This window comes from Caballeronia sp. LZ003 (assembly GCF_031451465.1).
GTDB lineage: Bacteria > Pseudomonadota > Gammaproteobacteria > Burkholderiales > Burkholderiaceae > Caballeronia.
On the sequence record NZ_JARUXJ010000001.1, the window covers coordinates 152,140 to 166,202 of the forward strand.

13 protein-coding genes are annotated in these 14,063 nt (G+C 62.0%); 3 read left to right on the forward strand and 10 right to left on the reverse strand.

Features of this window, described 5'->3' with window-relative positions:
• The first annotated feature begins 301 nt into the window (after nt 1-301).
• Complete coding sequence (locus tag QCE79_RS00715; protein WP_404989354.1) at nt 302-811, forward strand: DUF2844 domain-containing protein; 510 nt, start codon at nt 302-304, stop codon at nt 809-811.
• Between the two features lie 18 nt (nt 812-829).
• Complete coding sequence (locus QCE79_RS00720; RefSeq protein ID WP_309841152.1) at nt 830-2,140, forward strand: DUF3443 domain-containing protein; 1,311 nt, start codon at nt 830-832, stop codon at nt 2,138-2,140.
• Between the two features lie 58 nt (nt 2,141-2,198).
• On the opposite strand, the gene QCE79_RS00725 is transcribed toward QCE79_RS00720, so the two are convergent.
• The 4 genes from QCE79_RS00725 to argS form a co-directional block, all read right to left on the reverse strand.
• On the reverse strand, nt 2,199-2,972 hold the full coding sequence (locus QCE79_RS00725) for an SDR family oxidoreductase (RefSeq protein WP_309841153.1): 774 nt from the start codon (nt 2,970-2,972) through the stop codon (nt 2,199-2,201).
• Nucleotides 2,973-2,987: 15 nt separating this feature from the next.
• Nucleotides 2,988-3,635, reverse strand: coding sequence for a thiol:disulfide interchange protein DsbA/DsbL (locus tag QCE79_RS00730; RefSeq protein WP_244826825.1), 648 nt, complete (start codon nt 3,633-3,635; stop codon nt 2,988-2,990).
• Between the two features lie 103 nt (nt 3,636-3,738).
• Nucleotides 3,739-4,482 carry an SPOR domain-containing protein gene (locus QCE79_RS00735; RefSeq protein WP_244826826.1) on the reverse strand — a complete coding sequence of 248 codons (744 nt, stop codon included), beginning with the start codon at nt 4,480-4,482 and terminating at the stop codon, nt 3,739-3,741.
• A gap of 133 nt (nt 4,483-4,615) precedes the next feature.
• On the reverse strand, nt 4,616-6,400 hold the full coding sequence (gene argS, locus QCE79_RS00740; RefSeq protein WP_250491693.1) for an arginine--tRNA ligase: 1,785 nt from the start codon (nt 6,398-6,400) through the stop codon (nt 4,616-4,618).
• A 254-nt stretch (nt 6,401-6,654) separates the two neighbouring features.
• Between argS and QCE79_RS00745 the strand changes: the two genes are divergently transcribed.
• Nucleotides 6,655-6,981, forward strand: coding sequence for a DUF1840 domain-containing protein (locus tag QCE79_RS00745; RefSeq protein WP_244826828.1), 327 nt, complete (start codon nt 6,655-6,657; stop codon nt 6,979-6,981).
• Nucleotides 6,982-7,085: 104 nt separating this feature from the next.
• Here the strand turns inward: QCE79_RS00745 and QCE79_RS00750 are convergent, their stop codons facing one another.
• From QCE79_RS00750 to QCE79_RS00775, 6 genes are all read right to left on the reverse strand, one after another.
• Nucleotides 7,086-7,292 carry a hypothetical protein gene (locus QCE79_RS00750; RefSeq protein WP_250462726.1) on the reverse strand — a complete coding sequence of 69 codons (207 nt, stop codon included), beginning with the start codon at nt 7,290-7,292 and terminating at the stop codon, nt 7,086-7,088.
• A 143-nt stretch (nt 7,293-7,435) separates the two neighbouring features.
• On the reverse strand, nt 7,436-10,153 hold the full coding sequence (gene metH / locus QCE79_RS00755) for a methionine synthase (protein ID WP_244827945.1): 2,718 nt from the start codon (nt 10,151-10,153) through the stop codon (nt 7,436-7,438).
• Nucleotides 10,154-10,194: 41 nt separating this feature from the next.
• The gene (locus QCE79_RS00760; RefSeq protein ID WP_250508491.1) at nt 10,195-11,256 is read right to left on the reverse strand and encodes a homocysteine S-methyltransferase family protein; all 1,062 of its coding nucleotides are present in this window, start codon (nt 11,254-11,256) and stop codon (nt 10,195-10,197) included.
• Between the two features lie 213 nt (nt 11,257-11,469).
• The gene (locus QCE79_RS00765) at nt 11,470-11,727 is read right to left on the reverse strand and encodes a DUF3567 domain-containing protein (RefSeq protein WP_244826831.1); all 258 of its coding nucleotides are present in this window, start codon (nt 11,725-11,727) and stop codon (nt 11,470-11,472) included.
• Nucleotides 11,728-11,862: 135 nt separating this feature from the next.
• Nucleotides 11,863-12,654 carry an alpha/beta fold hydrolase gene (locus QCE79_RS00770; RefSeq protein ID WP_309841159.1) on the reverse strand — a complete coding sequence of 264 codons (792 nt, stop codon included), beginning with the start codon at nt 12,652-12,654 and terminating at the stop codon, nt 11,863-11,865.
• 137 nt (nt 12,655-12,791) lie between these two features.
• A complete protein-coding gene (locus tag QCE79_RS00775; RefSeq protein ID WP_309841161.1) occupies nt 12,792-13,961 on the reverse strand; it encodes a DUF3108 domain-containing protein in 1,170 nt (389 codons plus the stop codon).
• Nucleotides 13,962-14,063: the final 102 nt, after the last annotated feature.

The window sequence follows — 14,063 nt, forward strand, 5'->3', positions numbered from 1 at the left end:
CTCGCCCGCGAATGACGCGGCGCGCACGAAGAGTGCGCGTCGCGTTTTTTCGCGCGCGTCGTAAATTCGTGTGAATGAATCGCACTGTTTCCGGTCCAATTCGCCAAAACGCAAACGGCGCGTGCTGGCGAACGTTCGGACAATTCCGAGGACTTTGGCATACTGACGGTTGAGCGGCACCCTGGCGGTGCGCAAATCGGCGGTCCTTGCGTCACCGGAACGTCATGAGCCGGCCGCTTGCGAGTGCGCCGGCGGCGTCAAACATCATGGACAGCGAATATCAGGAGGCCCAGTGAAGGCACTGAAGCAACCCCGTCTTGGGCATCTGCAAAGACACTTCGTTCTGCTAGCGGGAGCGTTCGGCATCTGCGCCGCGGCACCGGCATTGGCCGCGCTTGGCGGCGATCCGCTCACCGCGCCACCGGGCGCCACGGCGACGAATGCGGTCGTGCGCGCAGCCGTGGGCGCCTCGGGCGCGTCGTCTGCCAGCGCTTCGAGTTATACGGTCCGGTCGACCACGCTTGCGAGCGGCACCATCGTCAACGAGTATTTGTCCACGGAAGGCACGGTGTTCGGCATCGCCTGGCGCGGACCGCGTGTGCCCGACCTGGCCACGCTGCTCGGCAGCTATTTCCCGCAGTATCAGCAAGGCCTGCTCGCGCAACGCGCCGAGCGCGGCGCACGCGGTCAGGTGAGCGTGCAGGATTCGGGTCTCGTCGTGCGCTCGGGCGGACACATGGGTGCATTTGCCGGCAGCGCCTATCTGCCGCAATCCTTGCCCGCCGGCGTATCCGCCAGCGACATTCAGTAAGCGACGGGAGAACCCAGTATGCGTAGAACTACACTCGGCCTCGGCGCTTCCTCTTCTTCGAGCGCACGCAACTGCGTGCGCTGGCTCGGCGCGCTGTTCCTCGCGTTCGCGCTGGCCGCATGCGGCGGTGGCGGCGACGACAACAAATCCAGCTCGAACGGCGGTTCGAACGGCGGCTCATCCGGCGGCTCGGTTGGCGGCGGCGGTTCCACCAGCACGGCGAACGCGCAGCCCGTTGCGGCCAACGGCACCAATGCCGTGCCGATCAGCGTCAACGCGGGTGTGGCGGGCTTCGTCAATATTCCGAACGTGTCGGTGACGGTATGCGCGCCGGGCACGAACGTATGTCAGACCATCGACAACATTCAGCTCGATACCGCTTCCTACGGCCTGCGTATCCTGAACACGGCGGCGCAGTCGGTACTGGGCAGCCTGCCTGTCACGAGCGCGGGGAACGGCGGTCAGCTCGCCGAATGCGCCGGTTTCGCGGATGGCTACACGTGGGGCACGGTGCGTCAGGCGGATGTGCGTATCGGTACCGAAGTCGCGAGCAACGTGCCGTTGCAGATCATCGGCGATCTGGCTTCGACCTCGGCGCCGTCCGGCATGAACGGCTGCCCGTCCGGCAATGACGAAGCGACGACCGCTGATATCGGCGCGAACGGCATTCTTGGCGTCGGTCCCGCGACCTACGACTGCGGCACGTCCTGCGTGAGTTCCGCGCTCAACGCGACTTACTTCTCCTGCCAGAACGGCACGAACTGCACGGGCACGGCAGTGCCGCTCGCGCAGCAGGTCGTCAACCCGGTCATGCGCTTTCCGACCGACAACAACGGCGTGATCGTGCAGTTGCCGCCCATTCCAGACAACGGCGCGGCGAGTGCTGCCGGCACGCTGGTATTCGGCATCGGCACGCAGAGCAATAACTCGCTCTCGGGCGTCACGAAGTACGGCACGGACCAATTCGGCGATCTGACGGGCTCCTACAAGGGCACGACGTATCAGACCTTCTTCGATACCGGCTCGAACGGCAACTTCTTCCAGGACAGCTTCACGCTCTGTTCGAGCACGAGTTCGTTCTATTGCCCGAGTTCCGAGCAACAGTTGTCGGCCACGATCACCGGCAGCGAGGGCAATACCGCTACCGTGCCGTTCAGTCTCGTAAGCGCGCGCACGCTGACCTCGGGCGGCGGGAAGTACGCATTCGACAGTCTCGGCGGTCAGTTGGGCATGACGGGCTTCTTCGACTTCGGCATGCCGTTCTTCTACGGACGGCACGTGTATGTCGGCTACGATCCGCAGGGAAGCTCGCCTTACGTGGCGTTCTGACCGGCCAGTAAGTTCGAAGCAAAAAAATCCGGCAGCGTTGAGCGCGTTGCCGGATTTTTTATTGGCCGTCGCGCGGCTTGCGTGGCGCGCGTTCGAAGATGAAGTCGTAAAGCCAGCGCGGCATGACATGCAGCAGCATGCCTGCAATGCGCATTTGCCATGGAAAGGTCGCGTAGCGCACCTTGCGCGCGATGGCGTCGGCGGTCTTGGCGGCGAAGCGGTCCGCGTCCATGAGAAAGGGCATGGAATAGGGATTGTGCGCCGTCATTTCCGAGCGCACGTAGCCCGGCGCGATGGTCACGACCGCGACGCCTTGTGGCCGCATTTCCACACGCAACGCTTCCAGATACTTCGCCGCCGCCGATTTCGACGCACTGTAGGCGCCCGATCCTGGCAGCCCGCGCACGCCTGCGACGCTCGCGATACCGACGAGCGTGCCGCTTCGCGCCGCCGTCATCGACGCGATGAACGGCTCGAACGTGGCCACCATGCCGAAGTAGTTGGTGTCCATGACGGCGCGGAAGGCTTCGAGATCGCCGTGGCCGGTGAGGGCGCCACGGCTTACGCCTGCATTGGCGATCACGATATCGGCGGGACCGTGTTCTTCGATGAAACGGCGCGCGGCATCGGCAAGCGCGTTCGCGTTGCGCACGTCGGCGGGGTAGATCGAGATGGAGGCTTGCGGATGGCGGGCGGCGAATGCCGCGAGGGAATCGACGCGACGGGCGACGAGGCCGAGTACGGCCCCGCGCTTGACATACTCTTCGGCTAAAGCGAGGCCGATGCCACTCGACGCGCCGGTCAGGAAGACCTTGAGACGAACTGCGTTCATGCCGGCCCGTGTCGATTACATCTTCTTGTCGCGAACTTGCTGAACGAGAAAGTCCATCACGTCGGTCGTGCCTTGCAGACTGTTGGTCGCGGCCGGACCCGTGACGTACTTGCCCTGCACGATGACGGTAGGCACGCCGTCGATCTTGTAGTCCTGCAGCAACTTGGCGTCGCGCTTGATGTCGCTCTGCGTCGAGAACGAGTTATACGCGTCCATGTACTTCTTCTTGTCGATGCCCTGCGTCGCAAGGAAGGTCGCCTGCGCCTCCGGCGTCAGCAGATAGTTCTTCTTCACGTGGATCTCGTTGAATACGGCTGGCGTGACCTTCTCCGCGACGCCCAGCGCGACGAGCGCGTGATACATCTTCGAGTGCGGGATGAAGTCGTCGCGGAAGGCAACCGGCACGCGCTTGAACACGACGTCCGGTCCTTGCTTCTTTTCCCACGTCTCGATGTACGGCTCGAATTCGTTGCAATGCGGGCAGCCGTACCAGAAGAATTCGATGACTTCGACCTTGCCCGCGGGCGCGCCGACCGGTTGAGGCGCCGAAAGCACCGTATAGTCCTTGCCCGAAACGGGCGCCGCCGATGCGACATTGGCCGCACTCAGCGAAAGAGCCGCGATGCCGAAAGAAAGAGCGAGGGCGCTAAGCAGTTTTTTCATGATTTGAGAGGAAGCACAGAAGGTCCATAAGTGGGACATACGACGCTTAAGCCGAGCTTAAAGTCGGCCCGCATCGCGTTGATTACGACGCGGGCCACGCCCGTCATTGTTTCGAGAACCGGATGACGGCGGTATCGACGCCTGCATCGGACAGACGCTGGCGTGCCGTGTTCATGTCCTCGAACTTCGCGAACGGGCCGACGCGCACGCGATAGTACGTCACGCCGCCCGCGTCGCGCTGCGTCACCTTCGATTCGAAACCCTGGAAGCCGAGCCGCGCGCGCTGCTGTTCCGCGTCGGCCTGAGTCTTGTACGCGCCGACCTGCAGGAAGTAACCCGTGTTGACGTCGCCAGGAGCGGGCGGCGTGGTCTTGGCCGTGCCCGTCGTCGAGCTCGGCTTGGGCGTAGCGGCGGCGGAACTCGTCGCGTTGTCGGGCGTCTTCGGATTCGCGGCGTTGCCGTTCCTCGGCGTGGACGCGGCCGAACCGGACGGCGGCACTTCGACGATCTGCGGTTCGTCCAGCATGCCCGACGATTGCGTTTGATTGGTGCTCTGGCCCGGCGCGGTATTGGGCGGCGTGGGTTGCGCGGCTTGTGGCACGGCCTGCCCAGGCGTCTTGCCTTGCAGCGGACGGTTCGGATCGTAAGGCTGCGCGGCGGGCGCGGAACTGGTGTCGGAGGGCGGCGGCGCAACCTTCGCCACGAACGGCGTGGGCGCGCGGGTGATATATAGCGCGACGATCACGGCGATCGCGAGCCCGACGATCAGGCCCAGCACGATGCCGAGAAAAGTACCCCCGGTTTGCTTCGACTGCGACTGCTTCGACGTGCGACGTGGTTTTGCCATCGTATGAATCACCTGCAAAAAGTCTTCGAGTTGGCCGACGATTATAACGGTGGCTTAAAGCCAAGTCCGCGCCAGGCAGCCGTCCGCGCGCGTCGAAAGTCGTGTTTTCGGCGCGACGGACGTCTTCTGACCATTACATCTTTTCGGGAGCCGACACGCCGATGGTCGCGAGACCGTTGGCGAGCACCTGACGCGTCGCGGCAAGCAGCGCGATGCGCGCGTCGCGTTCCTTTTGTTCGTCCACGAGCACGCGCTCCGCATTGTAGAACGAGTGAAATTCGCCAGCGAGGTCGCGCAAATAGAAAGCGACGGCATGCGGCGCCAGTTCTTCGGCGGCGTGCGCGAGCATTTCCGGATACTCGGCGAGCTTGTTGAGCAACGCCATGGCGCGCGGGCTCGACAGCGGCTCGAGATCGGCGTGCGCGGCCTGGGCCAGATCGCCGCCGTAGCGCTCCTTCCAGTCGTTGAGAATCGTGCTGATGCGCGCGTGGGCGTACTGCACGTAATAGACCGGATTTTCGTCGTTCTGCTTGAGCGCGAGGTCGATATCGAAGACGAATTCGGTGTCTGCCTTGCGCGAAATGAGGAAGAAGCGCACGGCGTCGCGGCCGCGGCGGATGGTGTCTTCGTCCAGTTGATCGGGCGCGGCTTCGTTGCCGGGCGTCATGCCGCCCGACCATTCGATCAGATCGCGCACGGTCACGTAGCTTCCGGCGCGCTTGCTGATCTTGACTTCCTGGCCGTCGCGCATGACGGTGACCATCTTGTGCAGCACGTAGTCGGGGTAGCCTTTCGGAATACCAATGCCGAGCCCTTGCAGCCCAGCGCGAACCCGCGCGATGGTGCCGTGGTGGTCCGAGCCCTGCACGTTGATGACCTTGGTGAAGCCGCGCTGCCACTTGGCGACGTGATACGCCACGTCCGGCACGAAGTAGGTGTAGGTGCCGTCGGTCTTGCGCATGACGCGGTCTTTGTCGTCGCCGTCGTCGGTGGTGCGCAGCCACAATGCACCCTCTTGCTCATAGGTCTTGCCGGCAGCCACGAGCGCCTCGACGGTCTGCTCGACGCGTCCTTCCTTGTACAGCGACGACTCCAGATAGAACTGATCGAACTTCACGCCGAACGCGGTCAGATCCATGTCCTGTTCGTGACGCAGATAAGCGACCGCGAAGCTGCGGATGGCTTCGAGATTCTCGACATCGCCCACGCCCTTGACCGGCTCGCCGTCTTTCGCCGCGACGGTTGCGCCCGCCAGGTAATCACGCGCGATATCGGCAATGTATTCGCCGTTGTACGCCGCTTCCGGCCACTCGGCGTCGCCTGGCTTGAAGCCGCGCGCACGCGCTTGCGTCGAGATGGCGAGGTTGCCGATCTGCACGCCCGCGTCGTTGTAATAGAACTCGCGATGCACCGCGTAACCTTGCGTGCCGAGCAGGTTCGAGAGCGCGTCACCAAGCGCGGCCTGACGTCCATGACCGACGTGCAGCGGTCCGGTCGGGTTCGCGGAGACGAATTCGATCAACACTTGCTTGCCTGCATCGCGCCGCGAGTCGCCGTATGCGGCGCCTTCGGACAGCACTGCCGGGATCACGGCTTGCTTCGCCGTTGCCGCGAGTCGCAGATTGATGAAGCCCGGTCCCGCGACTTCCGCGCCTTCCACGAGCCCCTTGGCTGCTGCGTTGCCGAGTAGCGCATCGACGATTTGTTGCGCAAGCTGACGCGGATTGGCGCGCAGTGGCTTGGCGAGTTGCATCGCCACGTTCGAGGCGACATCGCCATGCGCCGCGACCTTCGGTCGTTCGAGCACGATGGTCGGCGCGACGAAGGCCGCTTCAGTCGCGCCCTGCGTGGCTTGCGCGACCTGCTTGACCGCGTCGGTGAGGAGCGTTTCTAGGGTTTCTTTGTGTGCGGGCAGCATGCTGAAAATGATCCAGTGGAGCGAGTCCGATGTGGTGTGGCGTAGGCGAGGGCGGTGCGCGCGGATGCGCGACGCGATGCTGCTCCGGCCGTAAGAGGCCTCGACAGGCCGCGGGAATCAAACTACGCGTAAAGCGGGATTTTAGCAGGTGCTAATATGTCGAATCAGGGTGCATACCGGGCAGTCGGCGCGACTCGCGGCAACATCGTGCAGCTTTCAAAGCTGCATATCAACATAAAGAAAAGGACCTAACCATGCTGATCACTTTCAAAACCAGCGCGGCTCCGGACGTCATGATGCTGCAAAACCTCGCCGAGTATCTGCTTGGCATCATTGGTAAACAGCTGAACGAACGGGGCGTCATCACTCACGACGAACTGCCTGCGGCTATCGAAAAACTCGAAGCCGCCGTGTCGACGGACAAGAAAGAGCGCGCCGAGCACGACGGCCACTTCCACGAAGGCGAGGACGGTCACGAACCGCACGAGATTCCCATCGGGCTTGCGCAACGCGCTTATCCGTTTCTCGACATGCTGCGTCTTGCGCAGAAAGAGCATACGGACATTCTCTGGGGCGTCTGAACGTTCGTTTGCATTGGCGAATAAAAAAACCCGCATCGGCGACGATGCGGGTTTTTACTTTGCAGCGGACATAACGTCAGACGGCTGAGTCGCGATGCTGCCGCTTACTGCGACTGACCGCCTTCCGCCGGAGCAGGTTTGGCGGACGCTCTCGGCTTCTTGGGCTTCTTCGGCTTCTTCTTGTGCTCGGTAACGGGCGGCGAGTACGAAGACGCCGTGGTGGTGCTGGCCTGCGCGAACGCAGCCGAACTCGATGCTGCAAGTACGGCTGCCGCAAGCGCTACGGTTACGGCGGACGTCATCTTCTTCATGCGACTTTCTCCGTGACGAAAAGAAATGCGTGGCCGTCGTGGTGACGACCTATCGCGGCTACAAGTCTACGGAAATCAAAATTTTCCCGCCGATAGCGTGCATTTTTTTCGTTATCACAGATTGCATATGTTGTTTTGCAGCATTAGCGCTGCGGCGCGAGGGCGCGTTCCGCATCCGCGTTCGAGATCGCCATGCGTTCGGCGAAACTCGCAAGTTGGTCGTCGCCGATCTTGCCCACCGAAAAATACGTGCTCTCCGGGTGCGCGAGATAGAAACCCGACACGCTTGCGGCCGGCAACATGGCAAGCGACTCCGTTACGCTCATGCCGATTTCGCCTGCCTGAAGTACTTCGAACATATCGCGCTTGACGAGGTGATCCGGGCACGCCGGATAACCCGGCGCCGGGCGAATGCCGGCGTATTTTTCCGCGATGAGCGATTCGTTGTCCAGCGTTTCGTTCGCCGCATAGCCCCACAGATCGCGACGCACGCGCGCGTGCAGTGCTTCGGCGAATGCTTCGGCGAAACGGTCGGCCAGCGCCTTCAGCATGATTGCGCTGTAGTCGTCGTGATCGGCTTCGAACTGCTTTTCCTTCTTGTCGACGCCAAGGCCCGCCGTCACCGCGAACATGCCGATGTAGTCCGCCACGCCGGAATCTTTCGGCGCGATGAAGTCGGCCAGCGAGCGGTTCGGCCGCTGCACGCCATCGACAATCGGACGCACGCTTTGTTGACGCAGATTGCGCCATGTCATTGCGACTTGCGAGCGTGAGTCGTCCGTGTAGATTTCGATGTCGTCGTCGTTCACCGTGTTCGCGGGCAGCAGCATGACCACGCCGTTCGCCTGAAGCCAGCGGCCCTGGATGATGCGCGAGAGCATGGACTTGCCGTCCGAGAACACGCGCCGCGCCGATTCGCCGACGATTTCATCGTTGAGAATCGCGGGATAGGGGCCCGCGAGATCCCATGTCTGGAAGAACGGCGCCCAGTCGATATAAGTCGCCAACTCGGCCAGATCGTAATTCTTGAACACGCGCCGCCCGATGAAGCCCGGCTTCTTCGGCCGATACGCGCTCCAGTCGATCTTCGTTTTGTTGGCCCGCGCCTGGTCGTAAGTGACCATGGGCAGCGCCTTCTTGTTCGCGTGTTGCGTGCGGATGCGGTCGTAGTCGGTCTTCAGGTCGTCGAGATACTTCGCCGCACCCTCGTCCGACAGCAGGCTCGACGCCACCGAGACCGAACGCGACGCATCCGGCACATACACCACCGGCCCTTCGTAATGCGGCGCGATCTTCACGGCGGTGTGCACGCGCGAAGTCGTCGCGCCGCCGATCAGAAGCGGCGTCTGCTTGCCACGGAAGTAGTCGTCGCGCTGCATTTCGGACGCGACGTACGCCATCTCCTCGAGACTCGGCGTAATGAGTCCCGAGAGCCCGATGATATCCGCGCCTTCTTCCTTCGCCTTTTGCAGGATGGTCGCGCAGGGCACCATCACGCCCATGTTGACCACTTCGAAGTTGTTGCACTGGAGCACGACCGAGACGATGTTCTTGCCGATGTCGTGCACGTCGCCCTTCACGGTCGCGATGACGATCTTGCCCTTCGGCCGCACGTCGGCGCCTGCATCGGCGAGACGCTTCTTTTCTTCTTCGATGAACGGAATTAGATGCGCAACCGCCTGCTTCATCACGCGAGCGGACTTGACCACTTGCGGCAGGAACATCTTGCCCGCGCCGAACAGGTCGCCGACGACATTCATGCCGTCCATGAGCGGCCCTTCGATCACGTTGATCGGCCGGCCGCCTGCCTTCTCGATCTTCGCGCGCACTTCTTCCGTATCTTCGACGATGAAGTTCGTGATGCCGTGCACGAGCGCATGCGACAGACGCGCCTCGACCGGCTGATTACGCCATTCGAGGTTCTCCTCCTTTTTTGCCGCGCCGGTCTTGAACTTGTCGGCGACTTCGAGCAGACGGTCGGTGCCGTCGTCGCGACGATTGAGCACGACGTCTTCCACGCGTTCGCGCAACTCGGCGTCGAGATCGGCATAAACGCCGAGCTGGCCCGCGTTGACGATGCCCATGTCCATGCCCGCCTGAATGGCGTGGTAGAGGAACACAGTATGGATGGCTTCGCGCACGGGGTCGTTGCCGCGAAACGAGAACGACACGTTCGACACGCCGCCGCTCACCTTGGCGTGCGGCAGATTTTGTTTGATCCAGCGCGTGGCGTTGATGAAATCGACCGCGTAGTTGTTGTGCTCTTCGATGCCCGTCGCGATAGCGAAGATGTTCGGATCGAAGATGATGTCCTCGGGCTCGAAGCCCACTTCGTTCACGAGGATGTCGTAGGAGCGCTTGCAGATTTGCGTCTTGCGCTCGAAGGTATCGGCTTGCCCTTGCTCGTCGAAGGCCATGACCACGGATGCCGCGCCGTAGCGACGGATCAGGTTCGCGTGATGACGGAACGCGTCCTCGCCTTCCTTGAGCGAGATCGAGTTGACGATAGCCTTGCCTTGCACGCATTTGAGACCGGCTTCGATCACCTCGAACTTCGACGAGTCGATCATGATCGGCACACGCGCGATATCCGGCTCAGAGGCGATCAGATTCAGAAAGCGCACCATGGCGGCTTTCGAATCGAGCATGGCCTCGTCCATGTTGATGTCGATGACCTGCGCGCCGTTCTCGACCTGCTGACGCGCAACGGCGAGCGCTTCATCGAACTGGCCGTTCAGGATCATGCGCGCGAACGCCTTCGAGCCGGTCACGTTCGTGCGCTCGCCGACGTTGATGAAGAGCGAGCTGTCGGTGACGTTGAATGGCTCGAGGCCGGAGAGGCGCATGGTGTGGTCGGTCATGGTGTCTTTTATCTTGTCGTCGGTCGATGTCGGTATCGTCGTCAAGCAGCGTCGCGATACTGCGAGGGAAACGCGCGCGGCTTCACCTCGGCAAGCGCCTTCGCGATCTCCGCAATATGCTCCGGCGTCGTCCCGCAGCAACCGCCCGCAAGGTTCACGAGCCCCGCCTGCGCAAACTCCTTCAGCAAGCCCGAGGTCACATCCGGTGTCTCGTCGAAGCCCGTATCGCTCATCGGATTCGGCAGGCCCGCGTTCGGATAGCACGAAACGTAGGTATCGCAGAGCTTCGCCAATTCGGCGATATACGGACGCATCAGCGCCGCGCCCAGTGCGCAGTTGAGGCCGAAGGTCAGCGGCTTCGCATGCCGCAGCGAGTTCCAGAAGGCTTCGACCGTCTGTCCCGACAAGATGCGGCCCGACGCATCCGTTACCGTGCCCGAGATCATGATCGGCAGGAGTTCGCCCGTGTCCTCGAACAGCTCGTCGAGCGCGAAGAGCGCGGCTTTCGCGTTCAAGGTGTCGAAGATGGTCTCGACGAGGAACAGATCGCAGCCCGCGTCGAGCAACGCCTTCGCCTGATCGTAATAAGCCTCGCGCAATTCGTCGAAGGTCACGTTGCGCGCGCCGGGATCGTTCACGTCGGGCGAGATGCTTGCGGTCTTGGGCGTCGGTCCGATCGCGCCCGCCACGAAGCGCGGCTTGTCGGGCGTGGAGAAGGCATCGCAGGCGGCACGCGCGAGCTTCGCCGACTCGACGTTCATCTCGATAGCCAGGTCTTCCATGCCGTAGTCGGCCTGCGCCACGCGTGTCGCGCCAAACGTATTCGTCTCGATGATGTCCGCGCCCGCCGCCAGATACTTGTCGTGAATCTCGCGGATGATCTGCGGCTGCGTGATCGAAAGCAGTTCGTTGTTGCCTTTGATGTCGCGTGCGTAGTCCTTGAAGCGCTCGCCACGGTACGCGGCTTCGTCGAGCTTGTAGCGCTGGATCATCGTGCCCATCGCGCCATCCAGGATGAGGATGCGTTTCTGCAAGAGCGCGGGGAGCGCGGCGCCGCGCGTGTAGACGCGCGAAGGAGCTTTGGATGTGGCGTTCTGGTTCATGACGGACGGGCCCTGCACCAATGTGAAATAGTCTGCATTGTAGCCGCAGCGCGGCTCGATCACCGTGTGCGGGAGCGCTCGCGGACATGGCGCCGATGCAAAAAAAGAACCCCGCCTGGTTGCCCGGACGGGGTCTTTCGTGTCGCATGCTGCCGTGATCACCGCTGCTGGAGCGGGCGCGACGCGGCACTCAACCGCGCGCGCAGTCGAGTTTCAGTGGAGCACCACCGGCTGATTCATCAAGATATCGAACTGACCGAGGAATTCATCGACGTCTTCGAGCGACGGTTCTTCTTCGATCAGTTTCTGCACGTGCTCGCGAAACTTGGCGGCAAGCGCACCGTCGATGAAGATTTCCCGCTGCGTATTTTTGTCGACGATCTCATAGCCGCCCGACATCATCGCGAGATGATTGTCCTGCGGCGGGAACTCGACGACGCAATAGTTAGGGCTGTTGTAGATCATTTGCATGGCGACACTCCTTATTCCTGTTGCTCCTGGCAATCCTGCACCGTAATTGGAGCGCTCGGGTGGGAATTCAAGGGGTGGCCTCGACGTGATGCCGGTTTATCGAGGCTTTCTTGTGAAGCTTTTGACGCGGAAAGCTTATGACGCGGACGTGCGCAAGAAGTCATTCAACAATGCGCAAAACCGTTGCGACTCCTCGACCGGGCTTAGGTGCGCTGCGTTGAGTAGTTCGAATCGCGCGCCTGGTACGGTATCGGCAATCACCTGAGATGCAGCATGTGGCGTGCCACTGTCGTGCTCGCCGGCAATTACCAGCGTGGGTTTGTCGATGGCTGCGAGCTTGTCCCGGACGTTGAAACGGCTGATTGCTTCAGCCGCGCGGGCGAAACCATCGACGGGCGTTTGCGCAATCGTTTCGCCAATTTGCTCGACCACTTCCGGATGCGCCTTGCGAAATTGCGGCGTCAGCCAGCGTTCGAGCGTTGCATCCACCATACTCGATACGCCGTTTTCGCGCACGGAAGCTGCCCGTTGACGAAAGGTAGGCTGCGCTTCTTCTGGAATAAACGCCGGCGCACCGACAACCGTCAGCGAATCCACTTTATCCGCATGGTTGATCGCAAACGTCTGCGCGACCATGCCGCCAATGGATAAGCCCACAAGGTGCGCGGTCTTTGCGCCGAGCTCGTCGAGCAATTCGGCCAGGTCATCGGCCAGGTCCCCGATACTGAACGCGTCCCGCGATACCGCAGTCCTTCCGTGTCCGCGCAGGTCATAACGCAGCACGTTGTAGCCATGACGGAAGTATCCCGCCATCTGGTCCCACACCGAGAGATCGCCTCCAAGTTGATGGATGAAGGTGAGCGTCGGGCCGCCGCCTTCGTTGTCGAGAACATACCGTGTGTCGATGCCATTGATCGTCAACTGCATATCGGCTCCGTGGAGAATGCGGTTTGCGCTGCTGTCTCCGTTTTTCGTGCGCACAGCGGTGTCAGTTCGAGGTCCGGGCCACTGCATTGCCGTGACGCGGATTCTTCATACGCATCCGGCGTGCCTGAATCGTCGTCTTAGCGCGCATCGGGAGCTATTCCCAATTTGTCCGCCCACAGCATTTCGATCTGCATGCCATTCGGTTCGGTTTGCAGAATACGCACAGGCAGCCAGCCGAGCGCGGGCGCGAGCCAGATGTCGAGCTTGCGTTTGTCCCCTTCGCGGCGCGGCAGGCGCGTGAAGCGGCGCGCCGTGGTGAATCCGCCGCGCGACTGCACGTTTTCGTCGCCGACGGTTTCGAGTGCCCAGACTTCGTTGCTGTCGTTATCGGCGACGCTGAACTGGCGCGTCACGCCAGGCTTGTATTGATCGGGCGATCCGCGCACCAGACTGGACAATTGCATGACCACGCTGAAGCGGTCCTGCGCACCATCGGCGAGCGGCTGGCTATTGGGCGTACGCGTATAGACGATCTGTCTGGTCTCGCGATTGAACACGGCGATATCGGCGGCGCGGCGGCCGCGTTGTTCGGAATACTGGTCCGGCGCGATGCCGAAGGTATCGATGTGACCTTTGCTCGAATAGACGTATGGACCGACGAAGGGCAGCGGAATGGAAACGACCATCTCGTAATGCTGTCCATCGTTCGTCCAGTGAATGGTGCCGGTCTGATTCATGACGCCGTTCACGAGCGTGTCGTAACGAAGCTCGCCGGATGGCGGCACGCTGAATTTGTCGCCGGATGCGACGACTGGCTGCGATGCAGGCACGGCAGCTTGCGCGGATGCAGAAGCGGCAGAAGCGGCAGAAGCGGCTGCAATCGCGGCGGCTTGTGCTTGGGCGGTGTCGTCATCGGCAACGACTGGGGTGACAGGCGGCGCGGGCGTTGTTGACGGTGTGGGCGTTGGCGCCGGTGCGGCTGGCTTCGGTTGGGGTGTGGGATTCGGTGGTTCGACAGCCTTCGTCGGTGCAGGTTTGACGGGTGTCTGTGCAGGCGTGGGAGGCCGTGGCGCAGGAGGCGAAACCGGTTTCTGTGTCAACAGTTCGACCTGCACGGGTGGGTTTTCCGGCGGCGGATTAACCGGCCGTTGCGCACGGCCAACCCAGCGCATCGCGCCCAGGTGCAGACATACGACGATGAGAATGACCAGCGCCCAGCGGCCCCAGCGACGCGGAGGGTTTTCGGCATCGGATGGCTCGCCGGATGCGAAAGCAGTACTTCGACGGCGAAACGGGAAAAGTGGCATTGAACGAAGCGATGGAAAGGCGCGTGTTACGGAACACGAGGAACGTTTTCGACACATTTGAACGAAACGATGTTCCTTGAATGCGCCTCGCACGCGAAGCTT

Excerpts from the sequence above, each read along its gene's own strand:
- QCE79_RS00720 (WP_309841152.1), top strand. The coding sequence starts at position 830 with ATGCGTAGAACTACACTCGGCCTCGGCGCTTCCTCTTCTTCGAGCGCA.
- QCE79_RS00725 (WP_309841153.1), bottom strand. The coding sequence starts at position 2,972 with ATGAACGCAGTTCGTCTCAAGGTCTTCCTGACCGGCGCGTCGAGTGGC.
- QCE79_RS00730 (WP_244826825.1), bottom strand. The coding sequence starts at position 3,635 with ATGAAAAAACTGCTTAGCGCCCTCGCTCTTTCTTTCGGCATCGCGGCT.
- QCE79_RS00735 (WP_244826826.1), bottom strand. The coding sequence starts at position 4,482 with ATGGCAAAACCACGTCGCACGTCGAAGCAGTCGCAGTCGAAGCAAACC.
- argS (WP_250491693.1), bottom strand. The coding sequence starts at position 6,400 with ATGCTGCCCGCACACAAAGAAACCCTAGAAACGCTCCTCACCGACGCG.
- QCE79_RS00745 (WP_244826828.1), top strand. The coding sequence starts at position 6,655 with ATGCTGATCACTTTCAAAACCAGCGCGGCTCCGGACGTCATGATGCTG.
- QCE79_RS00750 (WP_250462726.1), bottom strand. The coding sequence starts at position 7,292 with ATGAAGAAGATGACGTCCGCCGTAACCGTAGCGCTTGCGGCAGCCGTA.
- metH (WP_244827945.1), bottom strand. The coding sequence starts at position 10,153 with ATGACCGACCACACCATGCGCCTCTCCGGCCTCGAGCCATTCAACGTC.
- QCE79_RS00760 (WP_250508491.1), bottom strand. The coding sequence starts at position 11,256 with ATGAACCAGAACGCCACATCCAAAGCTCCTTCGCGCGTCTACACGCGC.
- QCE79_RS00765 (WP_244826831.1), bottom strand. The coding sequence starts at position 11,727 with ATGCAAATGATCTACAACAGCCCTAACTATTGCGTCGTCGAGTTCCCG.
- QCE79_RS00770 (WP_309841159.1), bottom strand. The coding sequence starts at position 12,654 with ATGCAGTTGACGATCAATGGCATCGACACACGGTATGTTCTCGACAAC.
- QCE79_RS00775 (WP_309841161.1), bottom strand. The coding sequence starts at position 13,961 with ATGCCACTTTTCCCGTTTCGCCGTCGAAGTACTGCTTTCGCATCCGGC.